This is a genomic window from Pseudomonas sp. MF08875 (genome assembly GCF_059862525.1).
In genome coordinates, this window is the sequence record NZ_JCBCUW010000009.1 from 129,208 (window position 1) to 148,907 (window position 19,700).

At 64.2% G+C, this 19,700-nt stretch carries 20 protein-coding genes; 10 read left to right on the forward strand and 10 right to left on the reverse strand.

Annotated features, from left to right (window positions below; genetic code table 11):
• Positions 1-5: 5 nt before the first annotated feature.
• Genes yacG through AC19YT_RS07615 form a run of 4 tightly spaced genes read right to left on the reverse strand, consistent with a single transcriptional unit; the run spans position 6 to position 2,909 of the window.
• Positions 6-209 (reverse strand): DNA gyrase inhibitor YacG, encoded by a 204-nt coding sequence (gene yacG / locus AC19YT_RS07600; RefSeq protein WP_095109485.1) that lies wholly within the window; start codon positions 207-209, stop codon positions 6-8.
• Positions 206-829, reverse strand: a complete 624-nt coding sequence (gene coaE / locus AC19YT_RS07605) for a dephospho-CoA kinase (RefSeq protein WP_095109486.1) — start codon at positions 827-829, stop codon at positions 206-208. Before coaE ends, yacG begins: the two co-directional genes overlap by 4 nt.
• Positions 829-1,698 carry a prepilin peptidase gene (locus AC19YT_RS07610; protein WP_095109487.1) on the reverse strand — a complete coding sequence of 290 codons (870 nt, stop codon included), beginning with the start codon at positions 1,696-1,698 and terminating at the stop codon, positions 829-831. Before AC19YT_RS07610 ends, coaE begins: the two co-directional genes overlap by 1 nt.
• Positions 1,699-1,700: 2 nt before the next feature.
• Positions 1,701-2,909 carry a type II secretion system F family protein gene (locus tag AC19YT_RS07615; protein WP_500610037.1) on the reverse strand — a complete coding sequence of 403 codons (1,209 nt, stop codon included), beginning with the start codon at positions 2,907-2,909 and terminating at the stop codon, positions 1,701-1,703.
• A gap of 229 nt (positions 2,910-3,138) precedes the next feature.
• Here AC19YT_RS07615 and AC19YT_RS07620 point away from each other — a divergent pair, with 229 nt between their 5' ends.
• From AC19YT_RS07620 to AC19YT_RS07640, 5 genes are all read left to right on the forward strand, one after another.
• On the forward strand, positions 3,139-3,555 hold the full coding sequence (locus AC19YT_RS07620) for a pilin (protein ID WP_500597754.1): 417 nt from the start codon (positions 3,139-3,141) through the stop codon (positions 3,553-3,555).
• 204 nt (positions 3,556-3,759) lie between these two features.
• Positions 3,760-4,107 carry a BON domain-containing protein gene (locus AC19YT_RS07625; protein ID WP_095109490.1) on the forward strand — a complete coding sequence of 116 codons (348 nt, stop codon included), beginning with the start codon at positions 3,760-3,762 and terminating at the stop codon, positions 4,105-4,107.
• Positions 4,108-4,347: 240 nt separating this feature from the next.
• Positions 4,348-4,851 (forward strand): sigma-70 family RNA polymerase sigma factor, encoded by a 504-nt coding sequence (locus tag AC19YT_RS07630; protein WP_371856235.1) that lies wholly within the window; start codon positions 4,348-4,350, stop codon positions 4,849-4,851.
• The gene (locus AC19YT_RS07635) at positions 4,848-5,810 is read left to right on the forward strand and encodes a FecR domain-containing protein (protein ID WP_500597757.1); all 963 of its coding nucleotides are present in this window, start codon (positions 4,848-4,850) and stop codon (positions 5,808-5,810) included. Before AC19YT_RS07630 ends, AC19YT_RS07635 begins: the two co-directional genes overlap by 4 nt.
• A 94-nt stretch (positions 5,811-5,904) precedes the next feature.
• A complete protein-coding gene (locus AC19YT_RS07640) occupies positions 5,905-8,358 on the forward strand; it encodes a TonB-dependent siderophore receptor (protein WP_500610038.1) in 2,454 nt (817 codons plus the stop codon).
• Positions 8,359-8,482: 124 nt separating this feature from the next.
• Here the strand turns inward: AC19YT_RS07640 and cueR are convergent, their stop codons facing one another.
• From cueR to AC19YT_RS07655, 3 genes are all read right to left on the reverse strand, one after another.
• A complete protein-coding gene (gene cueR / locus AC19YT_RS07645; protein WP_095109494.1) occupies positions 8,483-8,884 on the reverse strand; it encodes a Cu(I)-responsive transcriptional regulator in 402 nt (133 codons plus the stop codon).
• Positions 8,881-11,277, reverse strand: coding sequence for a heavy metal translocating P-type ATPase (locus AC19YT_RS07650; RefSeq protein ID WP_095109495.1), 2,397 nt, complete (start codon positions 11,275-11,277; stop codon positions 8,881-8,883). Before AC19YT_RS07650 ends, cueR begins: the two co-directional genes overlap by 4 nt.
• A 210-nt stretch (positions 11,278-11,487) precedes the next feature.
• Positions 11,488-11,871 (reverse strand): hypothetical protein, encoded by a 384-nt coding sequence (locus AC19YT_RS07655; protein WP_095109496.1) that lies wholly within the window; start codon positions 11,869-11,871, stop codon positions 11,488-11,490.
• Between the two features lie 147 nt (positions 11,872-12,018).
• On the opposite strand from AC19YT_RS07655, the gene AC19YT_RS07660 reads away from it, so the two are divergent.
• Positions 12,019-12,219, forward strand: coding sequence for a heavy-metal-associated domain-containing protein (locus tag AC19YT_RS07660; RefSeq protein ID WP_095109497.1), 201 nt, complete (start codon positions 12,019-12,021; stop codon positions 12,217-12,219).
• 94 nt (positions 12,220-12,313) lie between these two features.
• A complete protein-coding gene (locus AC19YT_RS07665) occupies positions 12,314-13,510 on the forward strand; it encodes a multidrug effflux MFS transporter (protein WP_500610039.1) in 1,197 nt (398 codons plus the stop codon).
• A gap of 10 nt (positions 13,511-13,520) precedes the next feature.
• On the opposite strand, the gene AC19YT_RS07670 is transcribed toward AC19YT_RS07665, so the two are convergent.
• Together AC19YT_RS07670 and AC19YT_RS07675 are read right to left on the reverse strand one after the other, a co-directional pair.
• A complete protein-coding gene (locus tag AC19YT_RS07670) occupies positions 13,521-13,697 on the reverse strand; it encodes a hypothetical protein (RefSeq protein ID WP_176465112.1) in 177 nt (58 codons plus the stop codon).
• Positions 13,698-13,843: 146 nt separating this feature from the next.
• A complete protein-coding gene (locus AC19YT_RS07675) occupies positions 13,844-14,857 on the reverse strand; it encodes a zinc-binding alcohol dehydrogenase family protein (protein ID WP_095109499.1) in 1,014 nt (337 codons plus the stop codon).
• A 126-nt stretch (positions 14,858-14,983) separates the two neighbouring features.
• Here AC19YT_RS07675 and vimR point away from each other — a divergent pair, with 126 nt between their 5' ends.
• The 3 genes from vimR (at position 14,984) to AC19YT_RS07690 (ending at position 18,477) form a co-directional block, all read left to right on the forward strand.
• Positions 14,984-15,913, forward strand: coding sequence for a transcription regulator VimR (vimR, locus tag AC19YT_RS07680; protein WP_500610040.1), 930 nt, complete (start codon positions 14,984-14,986; stop codon positions 15,911-15,913).
• A gap of 316 nt (positions 15,914-16,229) precedes the next feature.
• On the forward strand, positions 16,230-16,964 hold the full coding sequence (locus AC19YT_RS07685; protein WP_095109501.1) for an ArsR/SmtB family transcription factor: 735 nt from the start codon (positions 16,230-16,232) through the stop codon (positions 16,962-16,964).
• Between the two features lie 136 nt (positions 16,965-17,100).
• On the forward strand, positions 17,101-18,477 hold the full coding sequence (locus AC19YT_RS07690) for an MFS transporter (protein ID WP_500600345.1): 1,377 nt from the start codon (positions 17,101-17,103) through the stop codon (positions 18,475-18,477).
• A 76-nt stretch (positions 18,478-18,553) separates the two neighbouring features.
• On the opposite strand, the gene AC19YT_RS07695 is transcribed toward AC19YT_RS07690, so the two are convergent.
• Positions 18,554-19,507 (reverse strand): adenosine deaminase, encoded by a 954-nt coding sequence (locus AC19YT_RS07695; RefSeq protein ID WP_500610041.1) that lies wholly within the window; start codon positions 19,505-19,507, stop codon positions 18,554-18,556.
• Positions 19,508-19,700 lie beyond the last annotated feature (193 nt).

Consider the following 19,700-nt stretch of genomic DNA (forward strand, 5'->3'; position numbering starts at 1 on the left):
CAGCCTTAGTGCGCGCGCGGTGGCAGGTCGTCGCTGAACAGGTCGTCTTCGGCGTCCGGGGCGACCGGGATCTTGTGTTCTTCGGCCGCCCAGGCGCCGAGGTCGATCAGTTTGCAGCGGTCTGAACAAAAGGGCCGGTTGGCATTGCTGGCGTTCCATTCCACGGGCGCGCCGCAGGTTGGGCATTCGACGGTCAAGGGTTGGCTCATGACTGGCCTCCACGCAAGGTTAGGTAAAAGTGATGCAACCGCTCGACTTCGCTGTGCAGCCAGGCGAGGTCGCGGTCGTTGACCAGCACGTCATCGGCATGACGCAGGCGTTCTTCGCGGCTGGCCTGGGCCTTGAGAATCGCCTGCACCTGTTCTTCGCTGGTTTGGTCGCGCAGCAGGGTACGCGCAATTTGCAGGGGCTGCGGCGCATCCACCACCAGCACCCGCTGGGTTATCGCCCGCTGCCCGGCCTCGATCAACAGCGGCGACACCAAAATGGCGTAGGGCGATGTGGCGCTGGCCAGGTTGTCGGCGATTTCCCGGGCGATCAGCGGGTGTAGCAATGCCTCCAGCCAACGCCGCTCCTGGGGCTCCTGAAAAATCAGCGCACGCAACGCGCCGCGGTCGAGTTGGCCGTCGGCCTGGAGCACGCCGGGGCCGAAATGCTCGGCGATCTGCGCCAGGGCCGGGCGCCCCGGTTCCACCACCCAGCGCGAGGCGTGATCGGCGTCCACCACGTGCACGCCCAATTCGATAAACCGCTGGGCCGCCGCGCTTTTACCGCTGCCGATGCCGCCGGTCAGGCCCAGGACCCAGGGTGTGTTTACAGAGGTATTCATCAGTAACCGACAAACTGCCAATAGAAGTCGGCCATTTGACCACCCCAGAGCAAGGCAATCCAGCCGGCAATCGCCAGATACGGGCCAAACGGAATGGGCGTGGTGCTTTGCGCACGCCGCAGGCGCAGCCAGATCAGCCCCAGCACGGCGCCCACCAGGGACGACAGCAGGATCGTTAAAGGCAGCACCTGCCAGCCGCCCCAGGCGCCGAGCAGGGCCAGCAGTTTGAAATCACCCTGGCCGATGCCGTCCTTGCCGGTCAGTAATTTGAACAGCCAATACACCGACCACAGGCTCAGGTAACCGGCCACCGCACCCCACAGCGCGTCGCCCAGGGGCACGAACAGGCCGAAGCTGTTGACGATCAACCCCAGCCACAGCAGCGGCAGCACCAGCACGTCCGGCAGCAATTGGTGCTCGGCGTCGATCAGGCTCAAGGCCAGCAAGCCCCAGGACAGCACCAGCAACGCGGCGCAGGCCCAGCCCGGGCCCAGGTGCCAGGCGACAAAAGCCGAGAGCACGCCGCAGGCCAGTTCCACCAGCGGGTAGCGGGGGCTGATGGGGTGTTGGCAGTCGGCGCAGCGGCCGCGCAGCAGCAGGTAGCCGAGCAGCGGAATGTTATGCCACGGCCGCACCGGTCGGGCGCAATGGGGGCAATGGGAGTGGGGCAGCAGCAGGTTGAAGGTGGGGCCGGGTGGTTCGGCGGGCAGTGCCAGTGCTTCAAGGGCCTGGGCGCGCCAGTCGCGTTCGAGCATCGTGGGCAGGCGCCAGGCCAGCACATTCAGGAAACTGCCGACCACCAGCCCCAGCACCAGGGCCAGGGTGGCGAACGCTACGGGGTGGGCGGCGAGGAAATCACTCAAGGGCATGTTCAGATCGCTGTGCCGAGTTGGAAAACGGGAAGGTACATGGCAACCACCAGGCCGCCAACGATCACCCCCAGAACCGCCATGATGAACGGTTCCAGCAGGCTGGTCAGGTTATCGACCCAGTGATCGACTTCATCCTCGTAGAAGGTCGCGATTTTTTCCAGCATCAGCTCCAGGGTGCCGGATTCTTCGCCAATGGCCGTCATCTGGATCGCCATCGGCGTGAATAACCCGCAGTGGCCCATGGCGACATGCAATTGGGTGCCGCTGGCCACCGCTGCGCTCACCTCGCGCACGGCGTCGCTGAAGCGGCGGCTGCCCATGGCCCCGGCCACCGAGTTCAGCGCCTGCACCAGCGGCACCCCGGCGGCGAAGGTGGTGGCCAGCGTGCGGGCGTAACGTGCCAGGGCGGACTTATAGAGCAAAGTGCCCACCAGCGGCAGGCGCAGCAGGCAGCGGTCCAGGGCATCGCGGCACCACGCCGAGCGCCGCAGGCCCTGGCGCAGTGCGGCAGCGGCCGCCACGGCTACGGTGAACAACACTGCCCACCAGGCCTGGAGAAACTCGGCCAAAGCAATCACCAGCAAGGTGAATGCCGGCAGCTGCGCACCAAAACTGCTGAACAGGCTCTGGAATTGCGGCACCACCTTGATAAGCAGAATCGCGCTGACGATCACCGCGACCACCACCACTGCCAGCGGATAGGTCAGGGCTTTTTTCACCCTGGCCTTGAGCCGCTCGCTTTTTTCCTGATAGGTGGCGACGCGGTCGAGCAGGGTATCGAGGGCGCCGGCCTGCTCCCCGGCGTCGATCAGGTTGCAGTAGAGCGTGTCGAAGTACCGCGGCTGGTTGCGCAGCGCCGTGGCCAGGCTGCTGCCGGCGGCGATGTCCTGTTTGAGCTGGCGCGCCAGTGGGCCCAACTGCGCCTCGGCACCGCCCTGGGCCATCAGCTCCAGCGCCTGCAATAGCGGCACGCCGGCCTTGGCCAGGGTGGCCAGTTGGCGGGTGAAGCGGGCCATGTCCATGGCGTTGATCCGGTGGCGCGGGGCGAACAGCGGCGCGGTTTTTTTGCGCACCCGGTGCGCCGTAATGCCCTGCTGGCGCAAGCGGGCCTTGACCAGCGGCAGGTCGGCGGCGCTGAGTTCGCCGGTTTTACGCAGGCCCTGGCGGTCGATGCCTTCCCAGGTGAATACGGAGGTTTTCGTGCTCATCCTTGAGTCCTTGGGTCGCCCTGACGAAGTGCCTAAGCCTAGCCGCCAGCATGGGCCCGGCACATGGCAGGGCGGTGACGGAAAAGGGCAGGTTGGGCGCGGATTTGCCAGGGGGCAAAACGCCAGCCTGGGCCGAACGCCCCGTAGCGGTGGGGCTGTAGCCTTGGCACAAGCTATGCACCGTGGGCTTCCCGGTCACATGACCTTACGCAAAACCAGGAGTTGGCCCATGCCTCGCCAGAAAGGATTCTCCCTGCTCGAACTGCTGATCGTGGTCGCGATCATCGGCATTCTGACCACCGTGGCCTTGCCGCTGTATTCCAAATACCAGGCCAGGGCCACGGTTACCGCTGCCCTGGCCGAGGTCGCGGCGCTGAAAGTGGCCTTTGAAGACCTGATAAACCAAGGCACCGACCCCACGCTGGCGCTGATTGGCGGCCGCCCCAGCACCGCCAACTGCACCCTGGACGCTTCCGGCTCCGCAGCCACCGGGGCGGGGGCCATCACCTGTACCCTGGCCAATGCCCCGGCGCCGGCTCTGGGCGAAACCGTCACCCTGAGCCGTACCCAGGCCGAAGGCTGGAGCTGCGCCACCAGTGTGCCAGCCGATTACGCGCCCAAAGGTTGCGGCGCCAGCAGTACCTGATGGCAGAAGCCGCAACTTGCACGCAAGAAACCTCGCGGTCATGCAAATTGCATGACCGTGGTTTTTTGTGTTTTTTATAACGTGTTGATTAATAAGGGATTATTTGCTTTGCAAAAGTTGGCACAGCCCCTGCAATAACCCTGTTAACCCTGACGCCACACAGCTCTACGGCGCAGACCTTCTAGAAAAACAGGAGTTACTCGTATGAAGAAGTTCGCTATCGCTGCCGCAACTGCTACCGCACTGACCCTGACCATGGCCAACGTGGCTTTCGCCCAAACCTCCCAGGCACCAATGACCCTGGCGGCCGGTGAAGTGACCAAGGCGAAAGAAACCACTACCGACACTTGGATCACCACCAAGGTCAAGGCTGACCTGCTGACCGAAAAAGGCATTCCAGGCACCGATATCAAAGTCGAAACCAACAAAGGCGTGGTTTCCCTGTCTTCCGAAGTGGCGGTAACCGACGCTCAGAAGGACATCGCAGTAGCCATCACCAAGAAAATCAAAGGCGTTAAAGCGGTATCGGCTGACGGCCTGAAATCCGAGTAACACGCAAGCTTCTCGCTTGGACCGGGAGAAGGGGAGCGATCGGCGATCCAGTATTACGTCATCGCTCCCGAGTGGTTCACGCGCAAGGCCATAGGGATATGGCCACTGAAGGCCCCGGCAGTTTCTGCCGGGGCCTTTTTCATTGGATTGGCGGCCGCCAGGCTGATGGCGAATTGCTGTAACGCTGCCCATCTCTATAGAATGAGAACTATTCATATTTATGCCGTGGGATCTGTGCCCGTGTCCGCCCCTTCCAATAAGCTCGGTTTCTTCTTCAGTGACCATCACCGCTGGCTCTTGCAGCATGTGCAACGGCACCTGCGCAACCACGCCGATGCCGAGGACACGGCGGCGGAAACCTTCTGCCAGGTGCTGGCCTCGCGCATCGACCCGGAGCAGATCCTGCAGCCGCGGGCGTACCTGTCGACCATCGCCCGGCGCCTGATTTTCGACCGCCACCGGCGCCGCCAACTGGAAATCGCCTACCTGGAGCGCCTCGCCGCGTTGCCCGAGCAATTGTCGCCCTCGCCGCAAGAACAGGCCTTGCTGATCGAAGCCTTGAGTGCCATTGACCGTGCCCTGGCGGGGTTGCCCGCGATTGTGAAAAGCGCCTTCCTCTACAGCCAACTCGACGGTTTGAGCTACGTGGCGATCGCCCGGCGTTTGGGCGTGTCCGAGCGCACGGTCAGCCGTTATATGAAGCAGGCCCTGCGCCAGGTGTACCTGGCCGAGGTGGCGCCGTGAGCCGCGCCGCCCTGGACCGGGCGGGCGAGCAGGCCATCGATTGGATGGTGCGCCTGCGCAGCGGCCAGGCCGACCCGCAATTGCAGGCCGGTTTGGCCGCGTGGTTGGCCCGCGACCCGGCCAATGCCCAGGCCTGGGAGCATTTGCAGCTGCGCCTGGGCGGCGCCTACGACACCTTGCGCAGCCTGGAGCCACGCGCCCCCGGCCAGGCGCGGGAAGTGCTGCTGCAACCGGGCACGTCGCGGCGCCAGGTGCTGCGCGGCCTCGCCGGGTTCGGCGTGCTGGCGGGGGGCCTGTGGCTGGGGGCGCAGAGCACACCCGGGCAGATGTTACTGGCGGACAAACGCACCGGCACCGGCGAGCGCCGCCAGTTCAGCCTGGCCGATGGCAGCCAGTTAAGCCTCAACGCCAACAGCGCCGTGGATGTGCGTTTCGAGGCCGGCCAGCGCTTGCTGTACCTGCGCGCCGGCGAGTTGATCGTGCAAGTGGCCCCGGACCCCAACCGCCCGTTTCGCGTGCGCACTGCCCAAGGCGAAATCCGCGCCCTGGGCACCCGTTTCCTGGTGCGCCAAGAGGCCGAGGCCACCCGCGTGGTGGTGCTGGAACACGCGGTGCGCGCCAGCCTCGCGGACGGCACCTCGCGGGATGTGCAGCAAGGCCAGGCTGCGTTGCTCCACGCCGCGCGGATCGAGGCGTTGAGTAGCGACGAAAGCCACCGCGGCGATTGGCTGCAAGGGCGCCTGAGTGTGCTCGACGAGCCGCTGCTGGCTGTGGTCGATGCGTTGCGCCCGTACCGGCGCGGCATCATTCGCGTGGCCCCCCAGATCCGCCAGTTGCGGGTGCAGGGTGTGTTCCCCCTCGACGAGCCGGACCGGGCGCTGACCGCGTTGGCCGAAACCCTGCCGATTACGGTCGAGCACTACGGCCCGTGGCTGACCTTGCTCGGCCCGCGGCGTTGAAACTATTTTTGTGAATTCTTCTCATTCGTGTCCGGTTTTCATTTCTCGGCCCACCTATCTCCTGATATCGCCCACTTAAATTCAGGAGAACGCCGTGTACACACCCTGGCCCCGTGCCCTCGCTGTGGCTATTGCCCTGGCTGCCGCCAACCCGTCGCTGATGGCTATCGCCGCCCCTGAGGTGGCGCAGCAGGTGCTGCATTTCGACCTGCCGGCCGCGAGCCTGGCGCGCACCCTCAACGCCATCACCAGCCAGAGCGGCCAGGTGATTTCCCTGCCCTCGGCCCTGGTGGCCGACAAACGGGCCGCCGCCCTGCGCGGCGACATGACTGTCGTGCAGGCCCTGCAACAGGCCTTGGCCGGCACGGGCCTGGAGTTGCGCATCACCGACAGCGGCAACTTCAGCGTACAGCCCCAGGCCCAAGGCGGTAGCGCCCTGGAGCTGGGGGCCACCACCGTCAACGCCCAGGTCTTGAGCGCCACCAGCGAGGGCACCCAGTCTTACGCCGCCCGCGCCGTGACCATTGGCAAAGGCACCCAGACCCTCAAGGAGATCCCCCAGTCGGTCACGGTGATGACCCGCAAACAAATGGACGACCAAGGCCTGGTGGACCTGCGCGATGCGGCCAACCAGACCACTGGCGTAGTCGGTGTGCAAGGCGTGGGCAAAGGCATGGTGCTGTCGGCGCGGGGTTTTCAGATCGATCTATGGCAATACGATGGCGTGGCCATCCCGCGCAACACCTACGCCCTGGGCAACTGGGGTATCCAGGACCTGATTTTCTTCGACCGCATGGAAATCCTGCGCGGCGCCGCCGGCCTGCTCCAGGGCACCGGTAGCCCGGGTGGCGCGGTGAACCTGGTGCGCAAGCGCGGCCAGGCTGCGCCCACCGTGGCGCTGACCGCCAAGGCCGGCAGTTGGGACCACTACGGCCTGCAGCTGGACGCGGGCGGGCCGCTCAACGCCGAGGGCACGGTGCGCGGGCGGTTTGTCGCCGACGAAGACCAGAGCCAATCGTTCATCGACTACGAACACAGCAAAACTCATTCGCTGTATGGCGCCCTGGATTTCGACCTTACTCCCGACACCACCCTGGGCGTGGGCATGAGCTACACCGACGACGACTCGCGGCCGATGATTCGCGGCTTGCCTCGTTACGCCAACGGCTCGCCGCTCAAGGTGCCGCGCTCGACCTACACCGGCGCGCGCTGGAACCAGGCCGATATCGAGCAGAGCACGGTCTACGCCGACCTGGAGCACCGCTTCAACGACGACTGGAAACTCAAGGTCGCGGCGGTGGGCATGAAGGAAACCAATTCGTCCAAGCAGCAACGTATCCAGAGCGCCGGCAATGGCCTTGAGCCCGATGGCAGCGGCGTGGAGTACGCCGACTGGATCACCGATTTCGACTCCACCAAGTTGGGCCTGGACCTGTTCGTCAACGGCCGGTTCGAGGCGTTTTCCCTGGCCCAGGAAATCACCTTGGGCGGCAACTACTCCAAGCTCACCTCCGATGACATGTGGGCACGCCAGTTCGAGGACCGTGGCACGATTTTCGACATCGACCACAACCGCCCCGAGCCCAGCTACGACGAGATCATGAGCAAGAACGGCGGGCGCAGCAGCTTCAGCGAATACGACATCCGCCAGAAAGGCATGTATGGCAGTTGGCGGGTCAAGTTGGCCGAACCGCTGACCGCCGTGGTCGGTGCCCGCGTGAGCGAGTACGACTACAGCTACAAAGACACCGTGTACCGCGCCACCTTCCCCGGCAGTGCGGCGCAGGCCAGCGCCATGACCGAAACCGGCGAAGTCACGCCGTACCTGGGCCTGGTTTATGACCTGAGCCGCGAGTGGGCGGTGTACGCCAGCTACAACGACGTGTTCGAGCCGCAGAGCGTGCGCTCCACCGATGGCGCGGTGCTCAAGCCGATCATCGGCAGCAACTATGAGTTGGGCCTCAAGGGCGAGTTGCTGGACGGGCGGGTCAACACCTCGCTGGCGGTGTTCCGCTACGACCACAAGAACCGCGCCGTGACCGACATGGCCGGCGGGCGTGAATGCGACGGTTGGTATTGCTCGGCGGCGTCCGGGAAAGTGCGCAGCCAGGGTGTGGAAGCGGAAATCAGCGGCGAAGTGTTCAGCGGCCTGCAACTGTTTGCCGGTTATACCTTCAATACCACCAAGTTCCTCGAAGATCCCGACAAGAAAGGCCAGGTATTCAGCCCCTGGACTCCCAAGCATATGCTGCGGGTGTGGAGCGACTACCAGTTGCCGGGTGACTTGAGCCGCGTCAGTGCGGGCCTGGGCTTTACCAGCCAGAGCCACACCCTGGGCGATGAGCGCACCTACAAAATCCCCGGCTACACGGTGTGGAATGCGCGCCTGGCCTACCAGGCCACCCCGCAAATCGGCCTGGCGGTCAACGCCAACAACCTGTTCGACAAGCGCTACATCATCTCCGGGTACAGCCAACTGGACGGCAACAACAACTTCGGCGACCCGCGCAACCTGATGTTCAGCGTCAAGTACACGCCGCAGTTCTGATGGCGGTGTTGGGCGAGCCTGCCGCAAGGGGCTTGCCCGCGCTGGCGGGCTGCCTGATGCACCGCTATCGCGGGCAAGCCCGCTCCCACAGACCCGCCTCTACAGGGTGATTTTGGTCTGCCAGTCAGGCGCAGCAGGGGCCGCTGGCCAGTTCCTTGAGGATCGGGCAGTCGGGGCGGTCGTCGCCCTGGCAGTGCTCCACCAGGTCCTGCAAGGTGTCGCGCAATTGCCCCAGTTCGCGGATTTTCAGCTCCAGCTCCAGAATATGCTGGCGCGCCAGCGCCTTCACGTCGGCGCTGGCCCGTTGCCGGTCCTGCCACAGGGTCAGCAACTTGCCGACTTCTTCCAGGGAAAACCCCAGATCCCGCGAGCGCTTGATAAACGCCAACGAGTGCAGGTCGTCGCTGCTGTACAGGCGATAGCCGCTGTCGCTGCGCTGTGCGGGTTTGAGCAGGCCGATGGACTCGTAGTAGCGAATCATTTTGGCGCTCAGACCGCTTTGGCGGGCTGCTTGGCCGATGTTCATTCTGCTTTCTCCAGGTCTTTGGGTTTCCAGGTTTTGAGCAGCAGGGCGTTGCTCACCACGCTGACGCTCGACAGCGCCATCGCCGCGCCGGCCAGTACCGGGTTGAGCAGGCCAAACGCGGCCAGCGGAATGCCCACCAGGTTATAGATGAAGGCCCAGAACAGGTTCTGGCGGATTTTCGCGTAGGTCTTGCGGCTGATTTCCAGGGCCGCGGGCACCAGGCGTGGGTCGCCGCGCATCAGGGTGATGCCGGCCGCTTGCATGGCCACGTCCGTGCCGCCGCCCATGGCGATGCCGATATCGGCCGCCGCCAGCGCCGGGGCGTCGTTGATACCGTCGCCGACCATCGCCACGACGCCGGTTTTTTTCAGGTGCGCCACGGTGGCGGCTTTGTCGGCGGGCAGCACTTCGGCGTGCACGTCGCGGATGCCCAGGGCCTCGGCCACCACTTTGGCGCTGCCACGGTTGTCACCGGTAAGCAAATGACTGCTGATGCCTTGTGCGGTCAGTTCGCGCACGGCCAGCAGGGCGCCGGGCTTGAGGGTGTCGCCAAAGGCGAACAGGCCCAGTACCCGGGGTTGCGGGCTCTGTTCGATCAACCAGGACAGGGTGCGGCCTTCGGTTTCCCAGTCTTGCGCCAGGGCGTTGAGCGCGCCTTGGTCCAGGCCGCTTTCCACCAGCATGCGGCGGTTGCCCAGGGCCAATTGGCGGCCATCGAGGGTGCCGGCGATGCCGCGCCCGGTCAGGGATTGGCTGGCGCTGACATCGGCCACCGGCAATTGACGTTCGTCACAGGCGTCGAGCACGGCTTTGGCCAAGGGGTGTTCGCTGCCGCGTTGCAGGGCGCCGGCCAGTTGCAGCAGGGTGTTTTCATCACCGTCCAGGGCTTGCAGGTGGGCGATCTGCGGTTTGCCGGAGGTCAGGGTGCCGGTTTTGTCGAAGACCACGGCGCTGACTTCGTGGGCCCGCTCCAGGGCTTCGGCGTCTTTAATCAGGATGCCGTGGTGCGCGGCCACGCCGGTACCGGCCATGATCGCGGTGGGCGTGGCCAGGCCCAGGGCACACGGGCAGGCGATCACCAACACGGCGACGGCGTTAATCACTGCCACTTCCAGCGGCGCGCCGTACCACCACCAGCCAATCAGGGTGGCGAGGGCGATCAGCAGCACCACGGGGACGAACACCTGGCTGACTTTGTCCACCAGTTTCTGGATGGGTGCCTTGCCGGCCTGGGCGTCTTCGACCAGGCGAATGATCCGTGCCAGCACGGTTTCGGCGCCCAGGGCCTGGGTGCGCACCAGCAAGCGGCCTTCGCCATTGATGGCGCCGCCGGTGACTTTGTCGCCCGGTTGCTTGGGCACGGGCAGGCTTTCGCCGCTGATAAGGGCTTCGTCGGCGTGGCTTTGGCCTTCGACCACTTCACCGTCCACGGGGAAGCGCTCGCCGGGCTTGACCAGCACCAGGTCATCCAGGCGCAGGGCGCTGATGGCCACGTCCTGCTCGCGGCCGTCGATCACCTGGATCGCCCGCTCCGGGCGCAAGGCTTCGAGGGCGCGGATGGCGCTGGCGGTCTGGCGTTTGGCGCGGCTTTCCAGGTATTTGCCCACCAGGATCAGGGCGATCACCACGGCGGAGGCTTCAAAGTACAGGTGCGGCATGTGCCCGGCGGGGGCCACGGCCCATTCGTAAATACTCAGGCCATACCCGGCGCTGGTGCCCAGGGCCACCAGCAGGTCCATGTTGCCGGCACCGGCGCGCACGGCTTTGAACGCGGCGACGTAAAAACGCGCGCCGAGGATGAATTGCACCGGGGTGGCCAGGGCGAATTGCGCCCACGCCGGGAGCATCCAGTGCAGGCCGAAGGGTTGCACCACCATCGGCAGCACCAGCGGCAGCGCCAGGAGCACGGCGATAATCACCGCCCAGCGCTCGCGGCGCAGGCGTTGTTCCTGGTCGTTGGCGGGTGGTTGGTCGGCCTGCCAGAGGCTGGCGGTGTAACCGGCGCGGGTCACGGCGTCGATCAGCACGCCAGGCTCGACGTGGCCGAGCAATTGCACATGGGCACGCTCGTTGGCCAGGTTGACGCTGACGCTGCTCACCCCCGCGACCTTGCCCAGCGCCCGCTCGACACGGCCGGCGCAGGAGGCGCAGGTCATGCCGCCGATGTTCAGTTCCACGCTTTGGCTGGGCACGCTGTAGCCGGCCTGCTGCACGGCTTCGAGCAGGGCCGGCAGGCTGTCGCCCGGCGCTTGGACGCGGGCTTGTTCGGTGGCCAGGTTGACACTCACGGCACTGGCGCCGGGCACCTTGCTCAACGCCCGCTCGACACGCCCCGCGCAACTGGCGCAGGTCATGCCGGCAATCGGCAGATCGAAGGTAATAGATTCGGACATGGGTGCTACTCCCTGTAGAAATGGCCTACAGGATCAACCTTGCCATGCGGGGAAGGTCAAGGGGCAATAAATGTGGGAGGGATCTGGCATCTATAAGTGGCAGATAAAAAGGTGGGAGCGAGCCTGCCCGCGATGAGGCCGGCCCATTCAACAGCCGTGTGGCCTGACACACCGCCACCGCGGGCCAGCCCACTCCCCCCCCGATGAAACTCAGTAACCCAGTTCTGCCGGTTTGAGGTACATGCCGCTTTCGCTCATGGCGATGCGGTACTTCACCACGTCGCCGGCCTTGAGGCGGATGTCTTGCGAACCCGGCGCGAGCAGCCCGGCATTGCAGCCCGGGGCTTGGCCAGGGAGCAGTTTCAGGCGCAGGGAGACGTTGCCCGGCGGCAGGTTGAACGAGGTGCTCTGTTCCTGGAAGAGCCGGGCGGCGAGTTGGTCTTGGAGGTAGATGCCGATCTCGCACGAGGTGGCCACTTCCAGACGCTCGCGGGAAATTATCAGCACGCCGTAGTCCGGTGGCGCGGCGGTGGCGGCCGGGACGGCGGCCACCAGGCTAAGGATGCTGAGTAGGCTTACGGCGGGCCAGCCCATGGGGAAATCTCCTGCGTGGTGTCATTCAGGTGGCAGCTTGCCCCTGCGGCGCGACGATTGCCAGCCCGGCAGTGAATCGCAGAACTTGACCTTGCCATGGTGGCAAGGTCAAGACTGCCGGCAACCCTCAAGCAATGGAGAAGCGTCATGCAAGTATTCAACGTTCAAGGTATGTCGTGCGGTCACTGCGTCAAGTCGGTGACCCAGGCGATCCAGGCTAAAGACCCGGCGGCCAGCGTCAATGTCAATTTGGCGGCCAAGGAGGTGGGTGTAGAGAGCCGCTTGTCCGCCGATGAAGTCATCAGCCTCATCAGTGCCGAAGGCTACCCGGCCAAACTCGCTTCCTGAGGCTATTTATTAGTTAGCGACCTATCGGAATGTTCAAGACATCCAGGCGCGGCTAGACTGTCGGGCTGCCGACTCTGCTCAACCTGGATGTCTGATGAATCTGCGCACCATTCTGATCCTCGGCGCCCTGAGCGCTTTCGGCCCTTTGGCCATCGATTTCTATCTGCCCGCGTTCCCGGCCATGGCCCTGGCGCTGGGCACCGACGAAAAACACATCCAACTGACGTTGGCCGTGTACTTTCTGGGCCTGTCCATCGGCCAATTGGCCTACGGGCCGGTGGCCGACCGCTTTGGGCGGCGGGTGCCGCTGCTGGTGGGTGTGAGCCTGTTTACTCTGGCCTCCCTGGCGTGCGCCTTTGCGCCGAGCCTGGAATGGCTGATTGCCGCGCGTTTCGTCCAGGCCCTGGGCGGTTGCGCGGGGATGGTGATTGCCCGGGCGGTGGTCAGCGATAAATGCGACGCCGTGGCCTCGGCCAAGGTCTTCTCGCAGTTGATGCTGGTGATGGGGTTGGCGCCGATCCTCGCGCCGATGCTTGGCGGGCTGCTGGTGAACCTGCATGGCTGGCAGTCGATTTTCCTCGTGTTGACCCTGTTCAGTGCCCTGTGCGCCGTGGCGGTGGCCGTGGGCCTGCCGGAAAGCCTGCCCGCGGGCATGCCGCGTCAGCCGTTGTCCGGGGCGTTGCGCCAGTACGGGCGGTTGTTGTCGGACCGGGTGTTCCTCGGCCACGCCCTGACGGGCGGTATCTCGATTGCCGGGATGTTTGCCTACATCGCCGGTTCGCCGTTCGTCTTCATCAAGCTCTACGGCGTGCCCGCCGAGCATTACGGCTGGCTGTTCGGCAGCAATGCGGCGGGGTTCATCCTGGTGGCGCAGGTCAATGTGCGGCTGTTGTCCCAGCGCGGGCCGGCGTTTTTGCTCACGCGGGCGGTGTGGGTGTACCTGGCCTCCGGCCTGACCCTAATGGGTATCGCCAGCCTGCATACCCAGGCGTTGTGGCCGTTGCTGGTGCCGCTGTTCATTTGTATCGCCAGCCTGGGCTGCATCATTCCCAATGCCTCGGCCTGCGCCATGGCCGGGCAGGGCGCACGGGCGGGCAGCGCTTCGGCGATGCTCGGTTGCCTGCAGTTTTGTGTGGCGGCCGGCGCGGCGTACCTGGTGGGTGTGTTGCACGACGGCAGTGCCATGCCGATGGCCATGGTCATCAGCCTGTGCGGGGCGCTGGCGGTTGGTGTCGCGTTGCTGACCCGCCGCGCGCAGAACGCCCGGGCGTTGGCCCAGGCAGCACTCTAGCGGTTTGCGCTTAGCCGGCGCGCTGTTGAAGGTCGGGGATGCGGTGGGGGGCGCTCAGGCGCGCTTGCAGGGTAGCGACAAAGGCGCGGGCTTCGGCTTCGCTGCGAAACGTCACCGCATGCTGGTCGATGCGCACTTGCCATTGCGGGGTGCGGGTTTTTGCCAGTTCTTTTATCAGGATCTTCATGGCTGACCTCCTCAACTAAAAGACAACGTTGCAAAGGCCTCGAGTGTAGACCCGAATACGGGCGTGAAGATGACCGACGTCAAGTCTCTGACTGACGGTGTCGTCCGCCTCCGAGGGTAGCGGCGGACGTTTCCCACCCTCGCGCTCTAGAAACCTTCGAGCACGATCTTGCCCCGGGCGGTGCCGCTTTCCAGCAACTCATGGGCGCGGCGCAGGTTGCCCGCGTTGATGGTGCCGAAGTGCTCGCCCACCGTGGTTTTCAGGGTGCCGGCGTCGATCAGTTGGGCCACCCGGTTGAGCAGTTTGTGTTGTTCGAGCATGTCGGCGGTCTCGAACAGCGAGCGGGTGTACATGAACTCCCAATGCAGCGACAGGCTTTTGCGCTTGAGCTTGGTCACGTCCAGCGCCTTGGGGTCGTCGATCAGCGCCAGTTTGCCCTGGGGCGCGAGGGCCTCGACCAATTGGTCCAGGTGCTGGTCGGTTTGGGTCAGGCTGGCGACGTGGGTCACCTGGGCCTGGCCTGCGTCTTTGAGGGCTTGGCTCAGCGGCAGGCTGTGGTCGATCACCAGGTCGGCGCCCAGGGCCGTGACCCACTCGCGGGTTTGTACGCGGGAGGCGGTGCCGATGACTTTTAGCCCGGTCAGTTGGCTGGCCAATTGGGTCAGGATCGAACCCACGCCCCCGGCGGCGCCGACGATCAGCAGGCTTTGTCCCAGGTCGGCGGGCCCCTCGGCAATTTGCAGGCGCTCGAACAACAGCTCCCACGCGGTGATGGCGGTCAGGGGCAGGGCGGCGGCTTCGGCAAAACCCAGGCTTTTAGGCATGTGGCCGACGATGCGTTCGTCCACCACGTGCAATTCACTGTTGCCGCCGGCGCGGGCGATGGAGCCGGCGTAGTACACCCGGTCGCCAGCCTTGAACAGGGTCACTTCGCTGCCCACGGCGCTGACCACCCCGGCGACGTCCCAGCCCAGCACTTTGGCGGCGCCGCCCTCGGGTTGGACGTTCTGGCGCACCTTGGTGTCCACCGGGTTGACGGAAACGGCCTTGACCTCCACCAACAGGTCGCGCGGGCCGGCCACGGGGGCGGGCAGTTCGATGTCTTGCAGGGCGTTGGGGTCAGTGATGGGCAACGAGTGGTAATAGGCGATGGCTTTCATGGTGGCTCCAGAGAAGGGGGAGTGAGTGCAGGGCTGGGGCGAATGATTGGCTATTTCTATTGAAGATAAAACCCGCTACAACAGCAGTCTCTTTCAATGTTTTGTTGATAATGCGCGGGCGAGCCGATGTTGCGATTTGATGATTTGCAGTTGTTTGTACGTGCAGCCGACCTTGGCAGCCTGTCGGCGGCGGCGCGGGCCATGGACCTGTCGCCGGCGGTGGCCAGTGCCGCCCTCAAGCGCATCGAGCAGCAACTGGGCGCGCGGCTACTGGCCCGCTCCACCCGCAGCCTGCGCCTGACCGCCGAGGGCGAAGGCTTTTTGGCGTACGCCCGGGCGGCGCTGGGCAGCCTGGAGGAGGGACGGCGCCTGTTGGCGCGTGGGCAGGATCAGGTCAGCGGCGTGTTGCAGTTGTCTGCCCCGTCGGATTTTGGCCGCAACCTGCTGGTGCCCTGGCTCGATGAGTTCCAGCGTGAACACCCACAACTCACCGTGCGCCTGCTGCTGGGCGACCGCATTGCCGACCTGTTTCGCCAACCGGTGGATGTGGCTTTGCGCTATGGCGCGCCGGAAGACTCAAGCCTGGTGGCCCTGCCCATCGCCGCCGACAACCGCCGCGTGCTGTGCGCCGCGCCCGCTTACCTGGCGCGGCATGGCGAGCTTCGTCAGTTGGAACAGTTAGCGCAGCACAATTGCCTGTTGTTCATGCTCGGTAGCAGGGTTCACGACCATTGGCATTTTCACGATGGCAAACGGGAGGTGAGTCTGACAGTCAGCGGCGACCGCTTCAGTGATGATGCCGACGTGGTGCGCCGGTGGGCGGTGGCCGGTGCCGGGGTGGCGTACAAATCCTGGCTGGATGTGGCCGCGGACGTGCAGGCCGGGCGTTTGCGCGTCCTGCTGCCCGAGTTGCAGGGCGAGCGTGCACCGCTGAATTTGTTGTGCGCACATCGCGCACAGTTAAGTAAGCCAGTGAACTTGCTGCGTGAAATGCTCAGGCTGCGGTGTGAGAAGTTGTCCGCACAGTTGCAAGGCTTACTTGAAAGTGATGAATAGCGACGTGTAAATAAAGAAAATTCTGTCAGTAACTATCGCATGCCTTGGTTTTCACCGAGCGGGAACCGCCGTGTTTCACGTTTATACTGGCGCCCGCCTATTTATCCGCCTTTAACTTCGAACCGCAGAGTCCGTGTTTAATTCGGTTGAATAGCTAACGTTCGAAGTTGAGCCTATTCGGTTATTTCGAAGAAGTTGATCGCCTTAGTTTGTGAATACGGCCGGTTTATGGCGGTTTTCACGTCTTGGCCAGTGCTGTATTACTGGTCAATATGTCTGCGCGTAGTAGACGAACGATTCAACAGGGAGTGAATAAATGGAATACGCACCTTGCATCAGCCAAATTGCCACCTTACTGGCGGACCCCAAGCGTAGTGCAATGATGTGGGCCTTGATGGACGGAACCGCCCGCCAATCCGAAGAATTGGCGTTGCTGGCCGGCCTGTCCCCTTCCTCGGCCAGTGCCCACTTGGCGCGGTTGTCCGCCGGTGGCCTGCTGCGGGTGGAGGAGCGTGGCCGCAAGCGCTTTTTCCGCCTTGCCGCTCCCGAAATCGGTGTCGCTGTCGAAGCCCTGGCCAGCGCCTCGGCCGTCAGCGCGCCGCGCACCTTGCCGGCGATCTTCAAACGCAGCATTGGCGCTGCGAAAAACCAGGGGCCGGCCTCTTCCTTGCTCAAGGCACGCATCTGCCAGGATCACCTGGGCGGCGAACTGGCGGCCGACCTGTACCAGCGCCTGCTGGACGCCGGTTGGATCGAGCAACTGCCCCAGCGTATCGTCGTGACCAGCAAAGGCGCGACCCAGTTGGCGACGCGCGGAATTTTCATCCAGGCCCTGGCCCAGCGTCCAGGGCAAGTTGCCTGCTCCTGCCCGGACTGGAGCGAGCGCCGCCCGCACCTGGGTGGGGCGCTGGGCGCCGGGTTGCTGCAACTGTTCATCCAGTCGGGTTGGGTGACGGTGCCGAACGAGTCACGGGCTTTACAGCTGTCACCCTTGGGGGAGCGGGAAATCAACCGGCTCGCCCGGGCGCAGAGCCTGGAAATGGCCACCTGATTCACCCGCGATGATCTCTGTGTAACTTGGTTTTTCATGCGTCGCTCATGAGTGTAGGCAAGTCGCATCCAGCCGTTGCCGCACCCAACGATCACGCACACTCGGCCCGACCATTTTCGGTATGGGAGACGGGTGCATGGGAATTGACGGATACAGCGCCGCTGAACGCCTGGAGCGGTTGCCCATCAGTGGCTACCACCGGCTGATTTTCATCATCATCGCCCTGGCGTTCTTTTTCGACTCCATGGACCTGGCGATGATGACGTTCCTGCTCGGCTCGATCAAAGCCGAGTTCGGCCTGAGCACCGCGCAAGCGGGGTTGCTGGTCAGTGCGAGCTTTTTCGGCATGGTCCTGGGCGCTTCGCTGTCGGGCATGTTGGCCGACCGTTTCGGGCGCAAGCCGGTGTTCCAGTGGAGCATCGTGTTGTGGGGCGTGGCCAGTTACCTGTGCTCCACCGCGCAAACGGTGGAGACCCTGACGCTGTTTCGCATCCTCCTGGGGATTGGCATGGGCATGGAGTTCCCGATTGCCCAGTCGATGCTCTCGGAGTTGATCCCGGCCCAGCGGCGCGGGCGCTACATCGCCTTGATGGACGGCTTCTGGCCTATCGGTTTCGTCGCGGCGGGGGTGCTGTCGTACTTCCTGTTGCCGGTGATTGGCTGGCGCGACATTTTTCTGGTGCTGGCGGTGCCAGCGGTGTTCGTCCTGGCGATTCGCTTTTTTATCCCCGAGTCGCCGCGCTGGCTGGAGCAGGCCGGACATCACGAGGAAGCCGACAGGGTTCTGTGCGGCATCGAGGAACGGGTACGCGCCTCGCTCAACTGCCAGCAATTGCCACAGCCGGTACGCCTGCCACGTCAGCCGCTGCGCCCGGTGACGTTCTTTTCCGCGTTCGCCGAGCTCTGGTCGCCGCTTTACCGGCAACGCACGATGATGATCTGGAGCGTGTGGTTCTTCGCCCTGCTGGGCTTCTATGGCCTGACTTCCTGGCTGAGCGCGTTGCTGCAGCAGTCGGGGTTCGCGGTCACGCAGTCGGTGTATTACACCGTGGTGATTTCCCTGGGCGGAATTCCGGGCTTCTTGATGGCCGCGTGGCTGGTGGAGCGCTGGGGGCGCAAACCGGTGTGCGTCGTCGCCCTGCTCGGTGGCGGGGTGATGGCGTTTGTCTACGGGCAGAGCGCGGTATTTGGCGGCAATATCAGCCTGTTGGTCGGCTCGGGGTTGTTGATGCAGTTTTTCCTGTTCGGCATGTGGGCGGTGCTCTACACCTATACACCGGAGTTGTACCCCACCTCGGCGCGGGCCACGGGTTCCGGGTTCGCCTCGGCCATTGGCCGCGTCGGTTCGTTGCTTGGGCCCTTGGTGACGGGGCTGGTATTCCCCATCACCGGCCAGGGCGGGGTGTTTGCCCTGGGTGCCGCGTGTTTCGTGATCGCGGCGCTGGTGGTCTGGCGGTTCGGCATGGAAACCCGTGGCAAGACCCTCGAAGAACTCAGCGAGGCCTCGTTGTAGCAAGCGGGCTTGCCCGCGCTGGAGTGCGCAGCGCTCCTACAGTGGTGTTTGAACCTGTGTAAGTCAGGGCTGCGTGTCAGGGTTTGACCAGCCGTGCATCGAGGCTGTTTTGCGCCAGGCGTCGGGCCTGGTCCTGGGTCATGCCCAGGTGGGTGTGCAGGGCGTGGAAGTTCTCGGTGACGTAGCCGCCGAAGTAGGCCGGGTCATCGGAGTTCACCGTCACCTTCACCCCGCGTTCGAGCATGTCCAGGATGTTGTGCTGAGACATGTGGTCGAACACGCACAGTTTGGTGTTGGACAAAGGGCACACGGTCAGCGGGATCTGTTCGTCGATGATGCGCTGCATCAGCCGCTCGTCTTCGATGGCCCGCACGCCATGGTCGATACGCTGGATTTTCAGCAGGTCGATGGCTTGCCAGATGTACTCCGGCGGGCCTTCTTCGCCAGCGTGGGCGACGGTCAGGAAGCCTTCGCCGCGGGCGCGGTCGAACACCCGTTGGAACTTGCTGGGCGGGTGGCCCATCTCTGAACTGTCCAACCCCACAGCGACAAAGGCTTCGCGAAACGGCAGCGCCTGGTCGAGGGTTTTTTCGGCTTCGGCCTCGCTCAGGTGGCGCAGGAAGCTGAGGATCAAGCCACTGGTGATGCCCAATTGTTGCTCGCCATCTTTGAGGGCGCTGGCGATGCCGTTGAGCACCACTTCAAAAGGGATACCGCGGTCGGTGTGGGTCTGTGGGTCGAAGAACGGTTCGGTGTGCACCACGTTCTGCGCCTTGCAGCGCAGCAGGTAGGCCCAGGTCAGGTCGTAGAAATCCTGGGAGGTGCGCAGCACGTCCGCGCCCTGGTAGTAGAGGTCGAGAAACTCTTGCAGGTTGTTGAAGGCGTAGGCCTTGCGCAAGGTATCGACGTCGTTCCACGGCAAGGCGATCTTGTTGCGTTCGGCCAGGGCGAACAGCAGCTCGGGCTCCAGCGAACCCTCCAGGTGCAGGTGCAGTTCGGCCTTGGGCAGGGCGTTGAGCCAGTCGTACATTGTGTGGTTCTCATCAGGTGCAATGGCGGCATTCTACAGGGCGAGTCGGATTTTTCGGCAAAACCTGACTGAGTGGTGAATCGCGCCGTTTCCTTCTTTGCAGAAGGGAAGTTTTTTGCCTGGGGCAAGGTGCAGCCTGTTCCTACGCCGGCAAGCCAGAAAAGGGCAAAGCACAAGAGGGCCGGCGGTTGCT